The sequence below is a fragment of the Alteromonas sp. 5NS40-0096 genome, from assembly GCF_057544385.1.
This window is the reverse complement of record NZ_BAAJLQ010000002.1, coordinates 126,568-144,880: the sequence shown is the minus strand read 5'-3', so window position 1 is coordinate 144,880 and position 18,313 is coordinate 126,568. Positions and strand designations below refer to the sequence as shown.

General features: G+C 45.4%; 20 protein-coding genes. 7 read left to right on the top strand and 13 right to left on the bottom strand.

What is annotated here, in order from left to right:
• Nucleotides 1–211: 211 nt before the first annotated feature.
• Nucleotides 212–775 carry a lipid-binding SYLF domain-containing protein gene (locus AC27G9_RS06590; protein WP_487072318.1) on the top strand — a complete coding sequence of 188 codons (564 nt, stop codon included), beginning with the start codon at nucleotides 212–214 and terminating at the stop codon, nucleotides 773–775.
• Here the strand turns inward: AC27G9_RS06590 and AC27G9_RS06585 are convergent.
• The 5 genes from AC27G9_RS06585 to AC27G9_RS06565 all read right to left on the bottom strand — a co-directional run bounded on the left by AC27G9_RS06585 (nucleotide 767) and on the right by AC27G9_RS06565 (nucleotide 6,217).
• Nucleotides 767–1,273, bottom strand: a complete 507-nt coding sequence (locus tag AC27G9_RS06585) for a GNAT family N-acetyltransferase (RefSeq protein ID WP_487072316.1) — start codon at nucleotides 1,271–1,273, stop codon at nucleotides 767–769. The two genes, AC27G9_RS06590 and AC27G9_RS06585, sit on opposite strands and share 9 nt — an antisense overlap.
• A 24-nt stretch (nucleotides 1,274–1,297) precedes the next feature.
• Nucleotides 1,298–1,933, bottom strand: coding sequence for a gamma-glutamylcyclotransferase (locus tag AC27G9_RS06580; RefSeq protein ID WP_487072314.1), 636 nt, complete (start codon nucleotides 1,931–1,933; stop codon nucleotides 1,298–1,300).
• Nucleotides 1,934–2,070: 137 nt separating this feature from the next.
• Nucleotides 2,071–4,545, bottom strand: a complete 2,475-nt coding sequence (locus AC27G9_RS06575) for a TonB-dependent receptor (RefSeq protein ID WP_487073631.1) — start codon at nucleotides 4,543–4,545, stop codon at nucleotides 2,071–2,073.
• 169 nt (nucleotides 4,546–4,714) lie between these two features.
• Nucleotides 4,715–6,007 (bottom strand): NAD(P)/FAD-dependent oxidoreductase, encoded by a 1,293-nt coding sequence (locus AC27G9_RS06570; protein ID WP_487072312.1) that lies wholly within the window; start codon nucleotides 6,005–6,007, stop codon nucleotides 4,715–4,717.
• A gap of 33 nt (nucleotides 6,008–6,040) precedes the next feature.
• The gene (locus AC27G9_RS06565) at nucleotides 6,041–6,217 is read right to left on the bottom strand and encodes a hypothetical protein (RefSeq protein ID WP_487072310.1); all 177 of its coding nucleotides are present in this window, start codon (nucleotides 6,215–6,217) and stop codon (nucleotides 6,041–6,043) included.
• A gap of 129 nt (nucleotides 6,218–6,346) precedes the next feature.
• On the opposite strand from AC27G9_RS06565, the gene AC27G9_RS06560 reads away from it, so the two are divergent.
• Entirely contained in the window at nucleotides 6,347–6,907 is a 561-nt protein-coding gene (locus tag AC27G9_RS06560; RefSeq protein WP_487072308.1) for a sugar O-acetyltransferase, read from the top strand.
• A gap of 171 nt (nucleotides 6,908–7,078) precedes the next feature.
• The gene (locus AC27G9_RS06555; protein ID WP_487072306.1) at nucleotides 7,079–7,519 is read left to right on the top strand and encodes a thioredoxin family protein; all 441 of its coding nucleotides are present in this window, start codon (nucleotides 7,079–7,081) and stop codon (nucleotides 7,517–7,519) included.
• A gap of 234 nt (nucleotides 7,520–7,753) precedes the next feature.
• Here AC27G9_RS06555 and AC27G9_RS06550 read toward each other — a convergent pair whose 3' ends face one another.
• Together AC27G9_RS06550 and AC27G9_RS06545 are read right to left on the bottom strand one after the other, a co-directional pair.
• Nucleotides 7,754–8,179: a lysozyme inhibitor LprI family protein gene (locus AC27G9_RS06550; protein WP_487072304.1), complete on the bottom strand. Its 426-nt coding sequence runs from the start codon at nucleotides 8,177–8,179 to the stop codon at nucleotides 7,754–7,756.
• A 123-nt stretch (nucleotides 8,180–8,302) separates the two neighbouring features.
• Entirely contained in the window at nucleotides 8,303–8,746 is a 444-nt protein-coding gene (locus tag AC27G9_RS06545; protein ID WP_487072302.1) for a hypothetical protein, read from the bottom strand.
• A 686-nt stretch (nucleotides 8,747–9,432) separates the two neighbouring features.
• On the opposite strand from AC27G9_RS06545, the gene AC27G9_RS06540 reads away from it, so the two are divergent.
• Nucleotides 9,433–10,062, top strand: a complete 630-nt coding sequence (locus tag AC27G9_RS06540) for a LysE family translocator (protein ID WP_487072300.1) — start codon at nucleotides 9,433–9,435, stop codon at nucleotides 10,060–10,062.
• Nucleotides 10,063–10,065: 3 nt separating this feature from the next.
• Here the strand turns inward: AC27G9_RS06540 and epmA are convergent, their stop codons facing one another.
• Nucleotides 10,066–11,040, bottom strand: coding sequence for an elongation factor P--(R)-beta-lysine ligase (gene epmA, locus AC27G9_RS06535; RefSeq protein WP_487072298.1), 975 nt, complete (start codon nucleotides 11,038–11,040; stop codon nucleotides 10,066–10,068).
• Nucleotides 11,041–11,079: 39 nt separating this feature from the next.
• Nucleotides 11,080–11,649, bottom strand: coding sequence for an elongation factor P (gene efp, locus AC27G9_RS06530; RefSeq protein WP_487072296.1), 570 nt, complete (start codon nucleotides 11,647–11,649; stop codon nucleotides 11,080–11,082).
• A 34-nt stretch (nucleotides 11,650–11,683) separates the two neighbouring features.
• On the opposite strand from efp, the gene epmB reads away from it, so the two are divergent.
• On the top strand, nucleotides 11,684–12,715 hold the full coding sequence (gene epmB, locus AC27G9_RS06525) for an EF-P beta-lysylation protein EpmB (protein ID WP_487072294.1): 1,032 nt from the start codon (nucleotides 11,684–11,686) through the stop codon (nucleotides 12,713–12,715).
• On the opposite strand, the gene AC27G9_RS06520 is transcribed toward epmB, so the two are convergent.
• The gene (locus tag AC27G9_RS06520; RefSeq protein ID WP_487072292.1) at nucleotides 12,712–12,900 is read right to left on the bottom strand and encodes a hypothetical protein; all 189 of its coding nucleotides are present in this window, start codon (nucleotides 12,898–12,900) and stop codon (nucleotides 12,712–12,714) included. The two genes, epmB and AC27G9_RS06520, sit on opposite strands and share 4 nt — an antisense overlap.
• 217 nt (nucleotides 12,901–13,117) lie before the next feature.
• Between AC27G9_RS06520 and priC the strand changes: the two genes are divergently transcribed.
• Nucleotides 13,118–13,429, top strand: coding sequence for a primosomal replication protein PriC (gene priC, locus AC27G9_RS06515; RefSeq protein WP_487072290.1), 312 nt, complete (start codon nucleotides 13,118–13,120; stop codon nucleotides 13,427–13,429).
• Here priC and AC27G9_RS06510 read toward each other — a convergent pair.
• Both AC27G9_RS06510 and AC27G9_RS06505 read right to left on the bottom strand, forming a co-directional pair.
• Nucleotides 13,418–14,629, bottom strand: coding sequence for a hypothetical protein (locus tag AC27G9_RS06510; RefSeq protein ID WP_487072288.1), 1,212 nt, complete (start codon nucleotides 14,627–14,629; stop codon nucleotides 13,418–13,420). The two genes, priC and AC27G9_RS06510, sit on opposite strands and share 12 nt — an antisense overlap.
• A 142-nt stretch (nucleotides 14,630–14,771) precedes the next feature.
• A complete protein-coding gene (locus tag AC27G9_RS06505) occupies nucleotides 14,772–15,428 on the bottom strand; it encodes an HAD family hydrolase (RefSeq protein ID WP_487072286.1) in 657 nt (218 codons plus the stop codon).
• A gap of 461 nt (nucleotides 15,429–15,889) precedes the next feature.
• Here AC27G9_RS06505 and AC27G9_RS06500 point away from each other — a divergent pair, with 461 nt between their 5' ends.
• Nucleotides 15,890–16,390 carry a DinB family protein gene (locus AC27G9_RS06500; protein ID WP_487072284.1) on the top strand — a complete coding sequence of 167 codons (501 nt, stop codon included), beginning with the start codon at nucleotides 15,890–15,892 and terminating at the stop codon, nucleotides 16,388–16,390.
• Between the two features lie 13 nt (nucleotides 16,391–16,403).
• Here AC27G9_RS06500 and AC27G9_RS06495 read toward each other — a convergent pair whose 3' ends face one another.
• Nucleotides 16,404–18,185: a hypothetical protein gene (locus tag AC27G9_RS06495; protein ID WP_487072282.1), complete on the bottom strand. Its 1,782-nt coding sequence runs from the start codon at nucleotides 18,183–18,185 to the stop codon at nucleotides 16,404–16,406.
• Between the last annotated feature and the right edge of the window lie 128 nt (nucleotides 18,186–18,313).

The following is an 18,313-nucleotide window of genomic DNA, read 5'->3' as shown; positions in this document are numbered from 1 at the left end:
AAAATACTCAACGCAGCGTGACGATGGCCTCGTTCCCCCGTATAGCAGCCCCTAAGGCTTAAAATTGACGCGCTTATCCACGCCGACTTGTCGACGGCAATCTCGCGCTTATCGCTGTGGCGTGTCCTCTTGTGTTTTTGATATCCGTTTTGCCAATACAGGCCTATACTGACTATCAGTTGGACTAACACTTATTGTAAAAGGGTTAATTATGGTTTTCGTAAAACGTTTGTTTCTGCTCACTTGTTGCTTGGCATTTGTAGGTTGCGCTTCCATGGGAGATGGCAGTGTCGCGACCAAAAGGCAAAAGATTCTGGATATGAGAGAGGCCGCCCTTAACCAATTATATCGAGAAAAACCCGACACTCGCTCTCAAATCCAAAGTGCCGCAGGGTACGGCGTGTTTTCCAATGCCAATATTAACTTGCTCATCGTCTCAGCAGGCACAGGTTATGGTGTAGTTAAAGACAATCGTTCTGGCAATCAAACTTATATGAACATGGCTGAAGGCGGTGTTGGTTTGGGACTCGGGGCTAAAGACTACAAAATCATCATGGTATTCCACAACGCCAACGCACTGAACAACTTTGTCGAGAACGGTTGGACCTTTGGAGGCAACGCCGATGCCGCTGCCAAAGCAGGAGAGAAAGGTAAATCGGTAGAGGCAGAGGCCTATTACGGCGATGTGTCAGTCTATACTTTCACAGAAGCAGGCCTGGCGCTACAAGCGACAATCAAGGGCACAAAATTCTGGAAAGACGACAAGCTAAACTAGTGTGTTTGAATCCAGACGCTTAATGTAAAACAGCTGCGCTTGTCCCTCAGACATACTTGAATTGTAAAGCGTGCCTAACTTATCAAATCCGGAATGATGCAATAAACGCATACACGCCGTATTGTCTGTTGCCGTAATTGCCGATATACAAGCGACATCGCCCTGTTCGCGAAGGGTTTCTATCGCTATTGGAATGGCCCGTTGCAGTATGTTTTTACCCCGCGCTTTTGGCAATAAGGCAAAACCTAAATCCGGCTGAGACAAAAACTCGCGCTGAACAAAACCACACAAACCAGCGGCTTGGTTGTCTGATTCCACACACCATAATCCAAAACCCGACTCTGAAAACGAAAGCTGACACTGGCGAATATATGCCATCGCCTGTGCGATGGTTTTTATGTTGCGATCCCCAATAAAACGCAACCACATGGGATCATTGACCAATTCAAGAATAAAATTGGCATCGTCTTGATGTAACATGCGTAAGCTAACTGACACAGTCCCTCCAACGGCAACACTAGATTACCCAATCATACCCAAGAGCCTATCAATAATGGTAGTGGCATCGTTGTCGACTTTTCCGAAGCGAGGATAAACTGGCGCTTGTCTATCCGCTTTTCTCGGGTGCTCCCAATGAGTGGTAGTGTCGATAAAGCATTGTGCTTCGGTTTCACCACCATGCTCTAAACAACCTGCCAAACACGTATCAATATAACTTTGACTCACTGGATAGGATTCGTCGGCTGGTAAAATTTTCAGCGTCTCACATATCCAAAGTTCAGCGTGACTGAGCGCTTCTCGTAATCGCATTTCGTCATCAACATTGTCGGTGAACGACAGTGCATCGCAAGGTACATTGACGAACCGATAGTCTTGCTCCCGGGTTTGAAATGACGGGTTCAAATCTACTGGCAGAAGTTGCGCATTTAGCGAACCAGAGCGATTGGGTGTGGCACCAACATAGGTTTGGGATTCGTGATAAGCACGGGTATACCAGCCTCTTTCAAACCCAGAAACGCGAGTCGCAATACCTGTGGAAAACATATTTGAATGACGTTGGCGACTATCGCGATTAAGCAAGCTGCCGTATGCCAAAATATAATGTGCAGAGTCGTGCTCGGCGAGCCAGCATTCAGTTTGTAACGATTTACGATTCACAATAGGTCTTTCTCACCATAATCAATACACAGCGAGAGCGTAATCTGAATGACCGCTGTAACGCAACTGTTAGCGTTGTCGTATCAGAAACAAAAAACGCAGGCACAAGCCTGCGTTTTCGTTCTTTCAAAGTGGCGTTAGAAGATAGCTCTTACGCCCAACGTGATGTTTCTACCTGGCAACGGTGCCTGATCTTTAAGGAAAGATGTATGCACTCGTGCCTCCTCATCAGTCAGGTTCTCACCCTGTAAGAAGAACACCATGTCAGTTTGGTCGATTGTCATCTCGTACTGAACACGTGCATTGACAAGGGTATAGCCGTCTGTTTGTGTTTCAAATGAAGAGACTTTACCTTGTTCGTCGTACCAAATCGCACCCAGTTCTCCGCTCCACTGGTCAGCATCGTAATTCACTGTTGCACCAACGCGTAAAGGCGGAATACGCGGCAGGTCTTCGTTGTCTAGCTTAGCGCGAATGTAGTCACTGAACACGGTGACACGCCATTCTGGTGACACATCGATAAAGGTTTCCATTTCGAAACCATACAGGTCAGCATCGGCTTGACGGAAATACAGCACTGGGAAGCCTTCTTCTTCCTCATGACCATGCTCATCTGCGTGGTCCATTTCGTCTTCGTGCATTTCATCTTCATGCTCTTCGTCTTCGTGCTCATGACCTTCTTCTAGTGCGATCAGGCCAGTATCAGAAGCGTAAATATAATCATCAACTTGATTGTAGAAAATGCCGAAGCTGTAGCCCCAGTTCCCCGTGTACTTACGGAAAGTTACATCGATATTGGTGCTGACTTCTTCTTTGACATCAACTAAACCTTCACCAATCTCTCCATCTTCATCCAGATCGTAGACTAAACCGAGATCATAAGTTTGAGTTGCGAGGTGTTGACCAGCAGAAAACAGTTCTTGTTGGCTTGGGGCACGTTCACTGTGTGAAACTGATACGGCGATAGAACGGCCTTCATCGTATTCCCAATTTACGCCAGCAGACAATGATAATGCTGTAAAGTCATAATCGGGAAATGCGAAATCTAAGTGCTCTTCGCCATGCTCGTCGCCGTGCTCATCTTCATGCTCTTCGTCTTCGTGATGTTCTTCACCACCTTCGAAGACGGAGTCAATTTCCGTATCCGCTGCTGAATATTCTGTTTGTTCTAAACGCGCGCCCAACTCAATAGTAAAATCGCCAACGTTTTTCTGTTCAATCAAGAATACCGCGTAAGAGTCTGTGTCGACTGCTGGAGTGAAAGCTTCCTCACCCACGGCATCGTATTCAGAAGTATTGGCTTGTACACCAATGACGCCATGCCAACCACCAACACTTTCGTGATGGGCAGAAAAACGAAGGTCTGTGGCTTCATTTGAAAACCTTGTGCCCACCTCTCCTTCTTCGAGCTCAACGTGCTCGTAGTCGGTGTAAGCAGCAGAGAATTTAAGTGCAGAGAAACCTTTAAATGGCGAGAGTAATTCACCTGCCAGTTGATAACGCGTCATATCGACGTCAAGCAATACGCCCTCTTCTTCGCCGTGCTCCTCTTCACCTTCGTGCTCATCATCATGTTCTTCTTCCTCTTCATGATGATGGTCATGTCCCGGTACGCCATATTCGTTGTCTAACTGCTCTACAGAAAATCCAACGAACCCGCGGTCGCCCACATAAGACAAACCCGCATTGAAATTTGTTGTTTCCATCTGGCTGTTTTCTAAGATGCCTTCTGGCTCATCCTCATCGGGCTCGACTGACGCAAAACCAGGAATATCCGCTTCATCGGTTTTACGGGCAAAACCGTCAAAGTGGAAGGCGACATTACCACTGCCCGCAGTGACATCTACCTTACCAAATCGCTCATCATTGACCGTGCTATATCTTAGCTCTGCTTCGCCTTCTACCGATTCAGGCACGTATTGAGGAATACGATTGTCTACGACGTTGACCACACCACCTATCGCGCCACTTCCATATTGCAGAGTCGCCGGGCCTCGCAATACTTCGACTTGCACGGCATTTGAAGTGCTAACCGCAACATTGTGATCCGGGCCAATACGGCTTACGTCTGATACATCGAGTCCGTTTTGAACAATTTTCACTCTAGGACCATCATTACCGCGGATAATTGGGCTGCTCGCAACCGGACCGAAATACGTGCTGTGAACACCCGGGGTGTATTTAATGGTTTCACCAAGCGTCGGTGCTTGACGATTGCGCAACGTCTCGGCAGAAATGACCGAAACTGGCGTAACAGACTCAAGTACCGATGTTTGTAGGGCATTGGCTGTAACCAAAACATTTTCGATGCTTGCTGGTGCCAGAGAAAAATCGACAGTTGTATCGGCAGTAACAGCGCCTAGGTCTTTATCACCGTGAATGTATTGCGGTGAATAGACATGAATATGAACATCATCAAGGTCGACACCAGTAATTTGGTAAACCCCTTGTTCATTGGTAAAAGCGACTTTACGCGATCCTTCAACTTTGACTTCAGCGCCAACAATCGCCTTGCCATTTGTGTCAGTCACTTTTCCAGAGACAGTAGCCGCATGAACATGGGCACCAAACATCGACGCCGCGACGGCGGATGCAATTGCAGTGTGTTTCAACATAGTGAACCTTGAATGTGTGTTATTTTTCGCGATGTTATAACATTTTTCAGGATCAGCCGCTGCAAGTCAATAATGTAACGTTATCACATGTTAAAAAAAAGGGACGAAATGCATTAAAATGAGGCGATATACACTCGTTTAGCCCGTATATCGCCCTATCGCTATATTAATGGAGCTTGAATTTTGGCCCTAACAAGTGGCCAACTTTGCGGCTCAGTAAGGTAAAGATTCCTTTAAAGCGCCCATGCACCGCTAGCTGGTGAAAGGTGTATAAGGACATGTAGACCATTCGCGCCAAACGCCCTTCAACAAACATATTGCCGTTGCTCAATTTTCCCATCAGACTGCCCACTGTGGAGTACTTACTGAAATGCACTAGCGACCCATAGTCGACATATTTGAAGGGCTTCATGGCCGCAGCTTGCATTTTTAATCTGAGGTTAGTGGCAACGGTATCTGCCATCTGATGAGCGGACTGCGCCCTTGGCGGCACCCAACTGCCATCAGGTTGTTGTACGCCAGCACAATCACCAATAACAAAGATATGTTCATCATTTACAGCTTGTAGCTCAGGCGTAACGATGATTTGCCCGATGCGATTTTGTTCAATGTCGGCAATGTTAGATAAAAATGCAGGTGCTTTGACCCCTGCAGCCCACACCTGCATATCACTTTCGATGAGGGTACCGTCAGCAGTGACAAACCCTTGACTCGTGGCTTGGGTGACACGGGTCTCTTCCTTTACCTGAATATCAATTTTCGCTAACGCACTGCGTGCGGCATAGGAGATACGTTCAGGCAATGCAGGGAGAATACGCGGTCCAGCTTCGATAATGGTGATGGCCAATCGATCTGCAGAAATGTTAGGCATGCCATATGTCTTGGCTAGATCACCAATATAATGCAGTTGGGCTGCCAATTCTGTTCCCGTCGCGCCACCGCCGACAATGGCGACATTGAGCTTTTTGCTATTGTCTTGTTGATGGTTAATCTTCAATAGCTGATTGAGCAAGGCTTTGTGGAACCGCTCTGCTTGCGCCAGTGAGTCGAGAAAATAGCTGTGGTCTTTAACGCCTGGCGTACCAAAATCGTTACTGATACTGCCGACAGCAAGCACAAGCGAGTCGTACGCCAAAGTACGCGCAGGTAAAATCTCCTCGCCATCATCACTGACAAGCGGGTCGAGTTGAATATGCTTGTTTTGTCTATCGACACCACTGACGTTACCAAGCTGAAACTGATAACCGTGTCTACTGGCATGGATTGCATATTCCACACCATCGGACTGTTTATCAATAACACCGGCTGCCACTTCGTGTAACAAAGGTTTCCAGACATGTGTTCGGCTACGATCTACTAGAACGATTTCGGCTTGTTTTCGCCTACCTAACGTTCTACTGAGTTTCGTAACCAGTTCTAAACCACCAGCACCTCCACCGACAACAATGATTTTCTGCATAATAATTCCCGTAAGTAATGAAAAATCTGGCTGCTATTGGGAAAGCCAAGCTTCATTTGCCAGTGGTCGGGCAGAAAAAGGGTGAGATTGGGAAATGCCACGGTCATAGAAGGTATCTAAAAATAGCGATGACGTAAGCATGCCTAAAATTGACGGAAAAGTCCAGTTTTCATAGGGGTTACAGGGCAACAAGACCATGTATTTAGCCATCGATTTCCACGTTTGTTTACTACACTTTATTTCGGTGTAATTCAGCATCGATGTAATAGTCGGGCTGTTTCGCAATGGCAATGCTATCATCAAAAGCAACGTCGAATTATCAGAAACAAACAGACCATAGTGACTGAACAAGAAAAAATGTTAGCAGGACTCGGCTATCGCCCAGATGATAAAGCACTTACCGAAAAACGCCTCGCCACCCGCATCAAGCTAGAGCAATTGAACACAACGAGTATGGCCAACGAAAAGAGTCGACTCAAACAAATTCAAGCTTTGTTTGGCACTTCTAGCGACGCTATCCACATTGAGTCGCCTTTTCATTGTGATTACGGTGAAAACATTCACGTTGGCGATAATTTTTACGCCAACTTTGGCTGCGTGATATTAGATGTGGCAGAAGTGCGCATTGGCAACAATTGCTTCATAGCGCCACAAGTTGGTATCTATACCGCCACCCATCCTATTGATCCCACTGAACGGGCAAGTGGCGTAGAGTATGCAAAACCTATTACGATCGGCAATGATTGCTGGATTGGCGGCCACGCTACGATTAACCCCGGCGTTACCTTGGGCAACAACGTTGTGGTAGGTTCAGGTGCCGTCGTGACCCGTTCTTTCGGCGATAACCTCGTCATCGCAGGTAACCCCGCCAAGGTCATAAATACAATTCCCGCTGAATAAAACTCCGGCCTTTGGGGTAGCTAACTGGGGCCGAAAATAGGCCTTGGTTGAATGAAAGACTGTTCCCCTAAACTCAAGCCCTTCTGAGTTTTTTCGCTACCTGTGAAAGAATCTTTTCTCCTTGTTGGTCGTATAATTATCTCCAATGTGTAATGTTTATCGAGGCGTTTTATGAAGTGGTTTTTGGTTGTGTTATCCATGATGTTTTCAACGGTGAGTCTGGCTGACGAAATTAAGTGGCTAGACTACGAAGATGCAAGAGAATTGAAATCGGATAAACCCATTTTCGTTTTTGCAAAGATGCGTTTTTGCTCGACCTGTATCGCTATGGAAGACAATGAATTAAGTGATCCAGCGTTTGTTGCGATGATTAACGATAACTTTATTCCTGTTAAAGAAACCATTAACTTTGGGTTTTCTCGATTTGTGTTTGACGATTTGAAAGACAAGAATGGTGATACGTTAAAGTTTCGTGGTTTTCCGTCGGTAATGATTGTGCAAGGCGACGACTACGCGCTAAGTCAAGGTTACAAGTCATCTAAAGAGCTCACATCTCTGCTATCTAAAGTATTAGAACTCGACGCTAATGCAGGTGAATCCGCAGGCCATTAGTTGGCTTTTATCAACTGAAACATTCGACGTCGCTACACCTCTAGTGTAGAGCTACAAAAAAGTATCATACTTTTTTATTTATGATCTCAAAGGCGTTATCAGACAAGGAGTCGAAGGTAACGTTTCACTAACGGGTGCAGGCATGTGGAGCATAATGGTGAAGCCGCATTGTGTTTTTGTCCCAGCAGCCCGCAAAGAAGGTTGCGACTTTAGCGTTTTGTTGAGTTCACTTTTTTAATAAGACTTTGGCGCATAGGGTTTAGGCTCTGGAAGTAGAGATGGCGTTGAGTCAACATAATTTAAAAATGACTGCCATAAAACAATGGTTCTTTGGTGAGTTAATTCTAATTTGCAGCCTAACCCCATTGCCGTTCTGATGGTTCCGTCGCGCCATGTGTCATAAACCGCACCACAGTGTTCTTCCCGATAACTGAGCCAAGCCTCTTGCCCTTTTTTAATAGAAGCCACAGACACCTCATCTTCCAAGTACCGCTCTAGGCTTTTTGCTAAATATTTAGCCATTACTTTTTCGGCCTCCACAAGATCTTTGTACATGCACTGATTTATGGCGGGCGTTGTCCAAGCCTTATCACAATCTATGTCTTCTTCGGCCAACGCAGAAAAGCTAAAAAAGGTTAGTAGAAAAATCCAAATTTTCATCAATACTCCATGTGCACTTAACGGCCCGCATAACGGGCCCAAATTCGTGGGCTATAATAATGGGCGAAGCGAAGGGAGCCTACGTGTTTTTGTTCCTAGCGAGGCTGTTAATGCGTTTGTTGGTCACACTTCTGTACCTGTTACTTCATACTTAGCAGTTACTGATTTTAAAGAGTGGAACGTATCCCAGTTTTCAACCTTATCCAAAACGTTTGTGAACGATAACAATGACTCCCATTCTTCTATCACCCCTTTTTTCAAACTTGGATCAAACACAAGGTGACTCAAATCATACTCACAATAAACTAACTCATAAAAGTCATATTCTTCGCAATCGATTTTGCAATGTACTCTATAGTGAAACGCAAAGTAAAAGATCTTTTGAGCGCGAGTTTCATCTACGAAAAACTCAGATTGGAGACCAAAATCAGTAATTGTTTTAGGCTTTGATTTTTTTAGCTTTTTGTATTCTTGTTTAAATACTTCCCAACCGTCGCCAATAGTTTCGACCTTTGCATCGTCTAACGCACGGGAAAGAAGAGAACTGATTTGAGGATAAAGATTCAATAGAACTCCGCGTGATTAACATTTAAAAAAAGGGCGCAGACATGTGGGCTATAATGCGAAGCAGCTCCGCGAGTATGCGTCCCAGCGAACGCATTGAGCGTATTAATTGGGTTGTTGTGTTACATTACTGATTCGTCCTTTTGCCTGCAATACCGATAAACAAAAATAGGAAAAACAAAATGCAAGGCATGATGGCAAATAAGGGGCTTTGCAAGAATGCCAAAAGAATTTTTGAAAGAAGGCCTATGCTAAAGTCAGTATTTTCAGGCCAATGCATGAACAAGGATAAAGGAAATAAGACAATAAGTAGTTTTAGGTAAAATATGACCGCGGCCAGTAATGCCTTCTTTGCAGTATCTCTCAATTCATAAATGTTCAATTGTGTAGTATCCAACTGCAGCTAACGCCCGCCATAAACGAGCAAACTTATTTTTAGTTGTGGAGCAGTGTTAATTTGTCCGGCGCACGAAGTGCACGTATTTAATGGCATTGTTATGCGTTTACTGCTCAAATATTGCGTATACTAACTCATTAATTTGAAAAAGATCTGATTCGGTTAAATGTATTTTTAGCTCAACTCCCTTGATGACAGCGCCATTGAAGTTGCCTAGGGCTTGATCGGATATCTCAAAAACCCAACCTATTTGGGTTTACCTGTCACAGATAATTGAAATAGGCCTGAATATATGACCTTAGATACCTTGATACTGTTTTCTATTGCTTGCCTCTCGCTAAATCTGATCCCAGGTCCAGATGTGATTTATATCGTGTCTAACACGATGAAAGGCTCGATTAGTAACGGTATTAAAGCTTCACTTGGCTTAGGTATCGGCTACTTTTTCCACACACTTGCTGCTTGTATCGGTCTATCGGCACTCATTTTAAGTTCTTCTGTCGCCTTTACTCTTGTCAAGTGGTTAGGCGCCTTGTACTTGGCATACCTTGGCTGCACTGCCATCTACCACGCTTGGAAAGGCAAACCTAAACTTGCGGTGGATAACCAAACCGTGCACAACAGAGGCGTGTTAAAACAAGGCATCATTGTCAGTATTCTCAACCCCAAAGTCGCCTTGTTTTTTCTGTCTTTCTTACCTCAATTTGTCGATACCGCAGCAGGTAATACTACATACCAACTGCTGTTTCTCGGTGTATGGTTTACGCTGTTAGCAACGATGTGCAACCTCTTATATGCCCTAATAGGAGGATGGCTTTTGTCTCAGCCCAAAGCCGCAAGCTATGCAAAAATCATCGAGTTTATATCTGGTGGGCTGTTACTCGGTCTAGCTGGGAAAATTGCGCTCGATGATGCCGCGTAAACGCTAAGCTCGAGATACAGGGAAACTCAGTACTTCTTCAATTCTCGCCGCACCGGTTTTTAGCATCAAAAGCCTGTCAACGCCGAGAGCCACGCCGGCACATTGTGGCAATCCGTTGTCGAGAGCGTCAAGGAGATGGTGATCGATTGGCCGAACGGGTAAGCCTTGTGCCTGACGTTGTTCATTATCTTTTATAAAGCGACGAGATTGCTCGTCAGCCCGCTGTAACTCATTAAATCCGTTGGCAAGTTCACAACCTTTGTAATAAACCTCGAATCGGTCTGCAACTCGGTTGTCAGCGTCATTAAGCTTAGCCAATGACGCTTGAGAAGCCGGAAAGTCATAAACAAAACACGGAACATCAGCACCAATTTGTGGTTCGATCACTTCTGAGAATAGCAACTGAAGTTTACTGTCGTCGTCGATATCGTCACCGAAGACATCTATCTTATGGTCACTCATCAATTTGTTTAACTGCGCACTGCTGGTAACTAAAGGATCTATGCCCAAGAAGCGTATAAATAAGGATTGATAGGTGTAACGATCAGCGCTACCACATGCCAAAACAAGTTGCAGCAAACTGTCGACTTCACTCATCAATTGGTGATGGTCAAAGCCCACGCGGTACCATTCCAGCATGGTAAATTCAGGATTGTGCCACCGCCCTTCACCTTCATGGCGAAACGCTTTACAAATTTGGAAAATAGAGCACGAATACATACTCAGAATACGCTTCATGGCGTATTCAGGGCTAGTTTGCAAATACAACGACTGAGGCTGTCCAGATTGACTAAAATCAAACTGGCAAGAAAAACCGTCTATGTAAACGTCTGTAACCGTACTGTGACTAAGCAGTGGTGTTTCCACTTCCAGTACATCTCGGTCGGCAAAGAATTGACGTATTTGGGATAGTAGCTCGGCTCGTGCTTTTATTGCCGGCAGTCCTGCCGTTGGTTGCCAAGTAGAATGAGTAGACACAAAGAAAGAGACAGAGTCTTTCGACTCCGTCTTTACTTATTATTTTTGTACGCGAGAGACGTATTCGCCACTGCGCGTGTCAACTTTGATCACTTCACCAATTTGAATGAACAAAGGTACGCGAACAACAGCGCCAGTAGATAAGGTTGCAGGCTTACCACCAGTACCCGCAGTGTCACCTTTCAAACCAGGGTCAGTTTCAGTGACTTCCAGTTCAACAAAGTTTGGCGGCGTAACAGTGATAGGTGAACCGTTCCACAATGTGATAGTGCATACATCGTTTTCTACCAACCATTTTTGGTTGTCGCCAACGGCTTTTTGGTCCGCAGGAATTTGTTCGAATGTATCATTATTCATAAAGTGATAGAATTCGCCATCATTGTACAGGTAGGCCAGTTCCGTATCCAAAACGTCTGCGCCTTCCACCGATTCACCAGAACGGAAGGTTTTTTCCAGCACTTTGCCAGTGATCAGTTTACGAATTTTTACGCGGTTAAACGCTTGGCCTTTACCGGGTTTTACGTATTCGTTTTCTAGGATGTTACATGGTTCGCCGTCCAGCATAATCTTTAGGCCGGCTTTGAATTCGTTAGTGCTGAAATTAGCCATAATTCCTCTGTTTGAACATAGGTTGAGCAAATAAGTGGCGCAAATAATACCGAAAAAACCCATCTCTGTAGAGCAGAACTGGCAAAAAGAATTAGCAAATAGCTTTACAAGCCCTGAAAAACTGCTGGAATTTCTTGATTTAGACGTGGAAACCTACCAAAAACACGGTAGCGCAAGGCGCTTGTTTCCCATGCGAGTCCCTCGCCATTTCGCCACTCTTATGAACAAAGGCGATTGGAATGACCCCTTGCTCAAGCAAGTCATGCCGCACGCGGACGAGTTTGTTGTCGAGCCCGGTTTTAGTACTGACCCATTGGAAGAGCATGATACCGCCGGGCGCGGTGTATTACACAAATACTTAAATCGCGCCCTCTTTATCGTTCGCGGCGGGTGTGCGGTAAATTGCCGATATTGCTTTCGCCGGCATTTTCCTTACTCGGACAATGCAGTAAACAAACAGCAATGGCAAGATGCGATTGATTATGTTGCGAATGACAAAGCACTAGATGAAGTGATTTTTTCTGGTGGCGATCCACTCATGGCCAGAGATGATCATTTGGCGTGGTTGGGTAATGCGTTAACGACAATACCACATATGAAACGCCTGCGTATTCATACCCGTTTACCGGTTGTATTGCCAGAGCGACTCGACCACGACTTTGTTCAGTGGTTTACACGAATCCCTCTACAGCGCATTCTCGTGTTACATATTAATCATGCCAATGAAGTCAGTGATGCGCTCAAGCAGCGATTGAAACCGCTTAAAGAGGCTGGTGTTACGCTATTGAACCAAGCCGTCCTGCTCAAAGGCGTCAATGACAGTGTGAATGCACAAATTGCACTCAATGAAGCCGTGTTCGACGCAGGTATTATGCCCTATTACCTGCACCTATTAGACAAGGTACAAGGTGCGGCACATTTTGATATCAGTGAATTCGATGCCAAGGCAATGATGGCGGAAGTGATAAAGCGTCAGCCAGGCTATTTGGTACCAAAACTCGTGAGAGAAATTGGTGGCCAACCTGGCAAAACGCCGGTCGATCTCGGTCTCTACCCTAGTGATTAAGCAAACGTATTGATGTTACCACCAATAGCTGGATTCGCTGAGCTAGGTTGTGGTACGTCAGCTGATTCTAAAAGCTGAAGCGTCGCTTGGCCTTCTTGTTCTTGCTGACCTTTGGCAAGTTTAAGAGAAGCCACTTCAAGTGACGCACCGGACGAACTAGGGGCTTGCGCACCTTGAATATCCATACCAGTATCCTTGTATTGTTGTCTCTTAACTTGAGACATCGTTAAAAAGCGGGCAGAATTGCCCGCTTCAGATTCTTATCGGCCGTTCATTAGTTATCTTTAGCAATTTCACTAAAAAACATTGTACGAGCCGTTAACCTTGGCAGAGGTAGCAAGATGTCGGCGTACTAAACCGACTGCACACTCGCTAAAACCAAAACAAATAGGCAATTTTTTCATGCAAGCAATTCATGAGCAGTTACAACAAACAGTCGCAGACCTGCATCGCAAAGCCATTGATGCAGATAAAAAGTTAGATCAACTTCAACAGTCACAACAAGGCAAGTTTTCTGCGATTTTTGACAAAGACAGTGGGTTTGAGTCAGATGCCAAGCGCTTTGGCCCATACGTGCAAGAAATTGCGCAAGACTGGCAAGCGTTGAAAACGGCACCGAGCCAAGAGTTCGAAACGCAACTCACTTCACTGGTCAAAAAAATTGAGACTATCCTGACCACTATTGCCCAATTCAATGGCGCATTAAAAGGCTAGGGAATACAACGGCACTTGCGCGATGCGCCCTTTAATATCATCGACTTGTGCCAGATATTGGGGGCTATCTACGGTGTAATAGTCACGTTCAAAATCGCGCTTAGAAATGCCTTCTGGTAAACCTAATATGGAAGGAAAAAACGTTCTCTCAGAGGCATTGGAAGCCAATATTCGTTGAACCGCTTGTGCCGTTTTTTGATCGGTAGAGACTTGTGCAAATTCCATCCCCGCCATATCAGCAGCTAAATCAACAAAGCTATATCCGCTACCGCCAATCGCTCGGTCCATCAGCTCTTTGAATTCTCCAATAGCCAAAGACACCCCCCGCTCAGACAATAATTGAATCGCTGCAGACAAAATAAAGTGCCTTGCTAAGTCATTACGCCCCGCTATCTCAGCGTGAGAAACTGGTTGTAAGGGCCGACTAGGTATCGGCTGAATGTCGCCAATTAAAGGCGAAATACGTTGATGGCCGATGTAAGCAGCAAGCGCCAAAATAACAGCTTGGTTATGCCTGTAGGCGTCACGCTCATTACTTTGCCTTTTGGCTAGCGCCATACCAACAGATAGATAATCTGATACCGACACTGGAGTGGCGCCCCGCGAGACAGAATGATCGTGAAAGTAAGCGAGGTAATAAGCGGTTAATGCCTCTAACTCCTCGTCTCTGTCTCCACCAATATTGGCCGACGCGTCACGCATTGCTTTGAGTAAAGGATGCAAGGGTTTCATCGTCAGTGTGAGCGTTTGCTCATCCATCTTCACCGCCGACACACTGGCAATCGCTTGAGTCGCAATATCCGAATGCGTGTATTGATTGGTAATAAACTCCAGCATGGATAAGCCAAATTCGCCTGGGATATAGAGATCACCAATTCGAAAGTAGTCAAAAGAAAGGGAGTTTCCCGGTAATAATTTCGTTTCTAGATTGAGAAAATAGCCGTCGAGTGGCGAGGGTAATTCAACGGTTACCTTAGCAATACTACCGTCGCTCTCCAATGCCACTTCCCCTTTTATTTCATCTCGAGCTCGCTGAACTAAACCCACGACACTAGCAAACTGGTTTTCAGAGATGATGAGAGTGTGTTGGGCGTGGCGCTCTTTAATGCTGCGGCCAAGTTGGTCCAATAGTTGTTTAACAGTATCAGCATGATCGACCTGTTGCGATGCTGACACATCGACATCAGGCGTCGACTGCACTAGGGTCACAAAACCAATGATCGGGAGTAAAAGTATCAATAAGAATAAGAAAACAACACGCATAGCAACAGCAAATCAGCCTACGAAGACAAATGGAATTTGGAATACGCGCCAATCATATATCAGACGGCGACTGATGTAATCAACGATTCTCCCGTGCCATTGAGTCATACCAATCACTTAGTGAGTTGAAGCGCCCACACGCCCCTTCAAACGCCAAACTCTCGGTTAAAACTGTTGGGATAACTGCGCAGCTTATACCCGCACCTAATGCCGCCCGCATGCCGTGTTCGGTGTCTTCTACTGCGACACATTGACTCGCATTCACACCCAATTGTTGCATGGCCAATAGATAACAGTCAGGGGCAGGTTTACTGTGAATCACATCTTCAACCGCCACAATAGTTGAAAAGCACTCACCAATGCCATACGTTGATAGCGTTGTGTTGACAGATTCGCGAGACCCACCAGTTACGATACCCAAAACGTATCCGGCGTCGTAAGCCCGGCGTACCACATCAACCGTATCCGCCATAGCGGGGAATGCCTGTTTGGCGAGATAAGCCGTCAAACTTTGGTGTTTTTTACCTTCTAGTACAGATGCCTCTACTGACAAAGAGAATGCCTTCACCACATCAATAGCATTTTGCGTCGTTGGTACACCAGCCATATTTTCTTGATAAAACGCGAAACCCAAATCGACACCATAGTCCTTTAATACCTGTTTCCAAAGGGCATAATGTGTGGTTTCTGAATCTATCAAGGTGCCATCGTGGTCAAATAAAATTGTCGTTTTCATATCTAGGGCCTGTTGACCTTTGTGGTGCGAATGTTGTTCTGCCTGAGCATCGTTGATAGCAGTAAAGCGTCATCTTCGAAAGAAAGGCGTTTAGGATGTATCTCGACCAGAGTATCGAATTTTTGCTCGGTGCGCCCCTTGAAATTATTGAAGTTTCGCCAAGTTGCAATCTTTATAGGGTAGATTACCCAGTGCCAATGCTCGAAATTTCACAATATCCATGAAATAAATCGGGATTTAGCAGGGTCTACATGACAAATCAGACCAAATGACGCTATACAAACCGATCATTTTATGGGCAAACTAGCGTAGTAGGAAAAGGCTAACTAGTCTTGTATCTGAACAAGTGTTGTTTGTTCTTAGAGTTAGTTGATGGGTTGTATTTTGTCGAGCCATTTTAGGCATGGGAGCTGGCAAGGCATATTTGGTCGCCTAGACCTTACAACAAGCGGGAAAGTATTTTGAATCACCACTATATAAAAATAATCGGCCAAGGTTTGGGCTTCATCAATGCGCTGACGGACGAGCAGTTTACTTCGAGTCCTGGTAATGGAGCTAGCCCTGTAGGCAAGCACTTTAGACATATTTTGGATCACTTCACGTGTATTATCGACGGTTACAAAGATGGTGTGATCAATTATGAAAATCGCCGCAGAGGTAGCAACCTCGAATCCAACCGCCTAAGCGCGATTGTGGAGTTTGAGCGCGTTCAAGCTTGGCTTGACTCTCTTTCTGCCACGGAAGCCGGTAAAACGGTTACCGTCATTTGTGATGTCGGTGTTGGCGAAACGGCAATTGCTTCTGTACCAAGCAGTGTTGGTCGCGAGCTTATGTTCGCTACGAGTCACGCCACTCACCATTACGCACTCATCAAAAACCTCGTTAAAGGGGTGGCGACGGAAGCACATTTTGGTATTGCGCCATCAACAGTCAACAACGACGCAAGTTTGCAGGCGCAATAAACGCCTGCCCCCATTACTCTTCTTCGGTAGTGTCTAACGCTGCCTCAGCTTCTTCTTTCTCCGCTTGCTTAACAAGTTCGTCGACAAATTGTTCGTAAGTTGCCGTCATCGACGATAAATCTACGTCGATTTCTGTCTTCCATGTTTTACCAAAGTCAGCAGTACTGACGATTTGTCCTTGGTCACACAGAAAATACAGAACGTCTTCACGAGTTAGTTGGGGTAAGAAACTGTAGCACCCATCCTTTGCGTCGCCATGTGCCGTCCATCCATTTCTATCGTCACTTGATTCAACAGGAGCGGTCAAAATTTTCAGATCTGATGCTTTCGTTTGGTTTCTACCTTTCACACGTCCAACCGTGATAACGCCAGCGGTTGACGTATAGCCCGGCAAACTGACATCCGTCTTGCTGTCGTCAAACAAATTTAATCGGCGCCAGATCGATGTCCAAGAATCGCCATCATCAAAACTGATAACTTGATCGCCCACACCGTCCCACTGACTCACCTCTACTCCAACCAACACGTTGTTTTCAAGTTGAGCCACGCTGCGCATAGACTCGCCTTTTTTGGTTACCCAAGTGTCGCCGTTATAGTCGAGGATTTTATTATCATTAAGGATTCGTAAACCACCTGATTGGGTAATGAATGGGAACAAACCGCCATTTTGAACAAGCCAGTCATTTGGGTCTTTACGGGTAAAGGCGCCCATTCGTTTCCACTGTTGCGTAATTTGGTCAAACGTATAAGCCGAGTATTGCTTAGCAGAACTGGTCAAAGCGAAATTAGTTTCACTTCCCTTGCCAAACCAGACGATGGCTTCTCTGGGAGGCACAGGTTGACTCACTTGCCAGTCACCATTTACCAACGAAAACAACTGCCCTCGTTCGCCGCCAATGTGCAATCCTTGCTCGCTCTCAAATACAGCAGATATGCGCGAGTTTGTGGGCAAATCGAGTTGCTGCCAATTGCCATCATTGGAAAGAACACGCAATTGACCAAATTTCGACGCGAGTGCGCCAACACCGTAGCCATCCAACCTCAATGCTTGCGACGAATACGCATTTTGCCGACTTAACTCGCTTAATTTACCGCGAAATGAATCAAGTCCATCGTCTTCCCAGCCCAGAGTGATATCCGTTTTTAGACTAGACGCGATAGCTGGGTAGTGACTCAGCACAAAATCACTCAACTTCTGTTTTTCTTCAACCCGCGTAACAAACGCTTTTGATTGGGAAGAATTACTCCAAAATGATTTCTCTTTAATGCTAAGCAGTGGCTGAAATACTACAGTCCCCAAGTCCGAAACGTTATTAGCGCCAACGGAAAAGCGGCCAGCTGAGAACATTACAGGCATCGTTAACCATGAGCTCATGTCACCATTGCTAAAAAAGCTATACAAGGTAGAAATCATGTACTTGCCTTCGGGCATGCTACCGACAAACAATTGGCTGTCGATAGTGCCTTGATTAACCGGTGTAAGAGAATAAAATTCAGGTTCCCAATCGACTTTTTCAGGGTCAAACTTCTCTTTCTTTGACTTTGCCTTTTCTTTGGCTAATGCAATGGCATTGGCTTTTATTTCGTCGATATTATCTGTGCGAAACGCTATCACTTCCGTCCACCCCTGATGGAATGTGCCGAGACGGTCCGTATTGTTGACGACTTGCACCACAACCGCACCATGGCCAGCTTTTAACGGTTCATTGGCCGAAATGCGTGTGTTTTGGATGGTATTTACCGCACAACCGGACAGTACAAATAGGAGTAATAAACTTAACAACGCAATGCGCATAGTGTCATTCCTTTGAATAGGGCGTTCAACTTGAGTGAAACAGTAACAGTGAAGATTACTGTAAAAGATAATGCCCTACGACACAAATTATCATCAACTAGACGCTTGTTGAGTTTTGTTTTTTCTGC

Bases quoted from the DNA above. Each gene is read 5' to 3' on its own strand.
- efp (WP_487072296.1), bottom strand. From the start codon at position 11,649: ATGGCTAATTTCAGCACTAACGAATTCAAAGCCGGCCTAAAGATTATG.
- AC27G9_RS06565 (WP_487072310.1), bottom strand. From the start codon at position 6,217: ATGGCTAAATACATGGTCTTGTTGCCCTGTAACCCCTATGAAAACTGG.
- AC27G9_RS06540 (WP_487072300.1), top strand. From the start codon at position 9,433: ATGACCTTAGATACCTTGATACTGTTTTCTATTGCTTGCCTCTCGCTA.
- AC27G9_RS06570 (WP_487072312.1), bottom strand. From the start codon at position 6,007: ATGCAGAAAATCATTGTTGTCGGTGGAGGTGCTGGTGGTTTAGAACTG.
- priC (WP_487072290.1), top strand. From the start codon at position 13,118: ATGCAAGCAATTCATGAGCAGTTACAACAAACAGTCGCAGACCTGCAT.
- AC27G9_RS06550 (WP_487072304.1), bottom strand. From the start codon at position 8,179: ATGAAAATTTGGATTTTTCTACTAACCTTTTTTAGCTTTTCTGCGTTG.
- AC27G9_RS06505 (WP_487072286.1), bottom strand. From the start codon at position 15,428: ATGAAAACGACAATTTTATTTGACCACGATGGCACCTTGATAGATTCA.
- AC27G9_RS06590 (WP_487072318.1), top strand. From the start codon at position 212: ATGGTTTTCGTAAAACGTTTGTTTCTGCTCACTTGTTGCTTGGCATTT.
- AC27G9_RS06495 (WP_487072282.1), bottom strand. From the start codon at position 18,185: ATGCGCATTGCGTTGTTAAGTTTATTACTCCTATTTGTACTGTCCGGT.
- AC27G9_RS06520 (WP_487072292.1), bottom strand. From the start codon at position 12,900: ATGGATATTCAAGGTGCGCAAGCCCCTAGTTCGTCCGGTGCGTCACTT.
- AC27G9_RS06555 (WP_487072306.1), top strand. From the start codon at position 7,079: ATGAAGTGGTTTTTGGTTGTGTTATCCATGATGTTTTCAACGGTGAGT.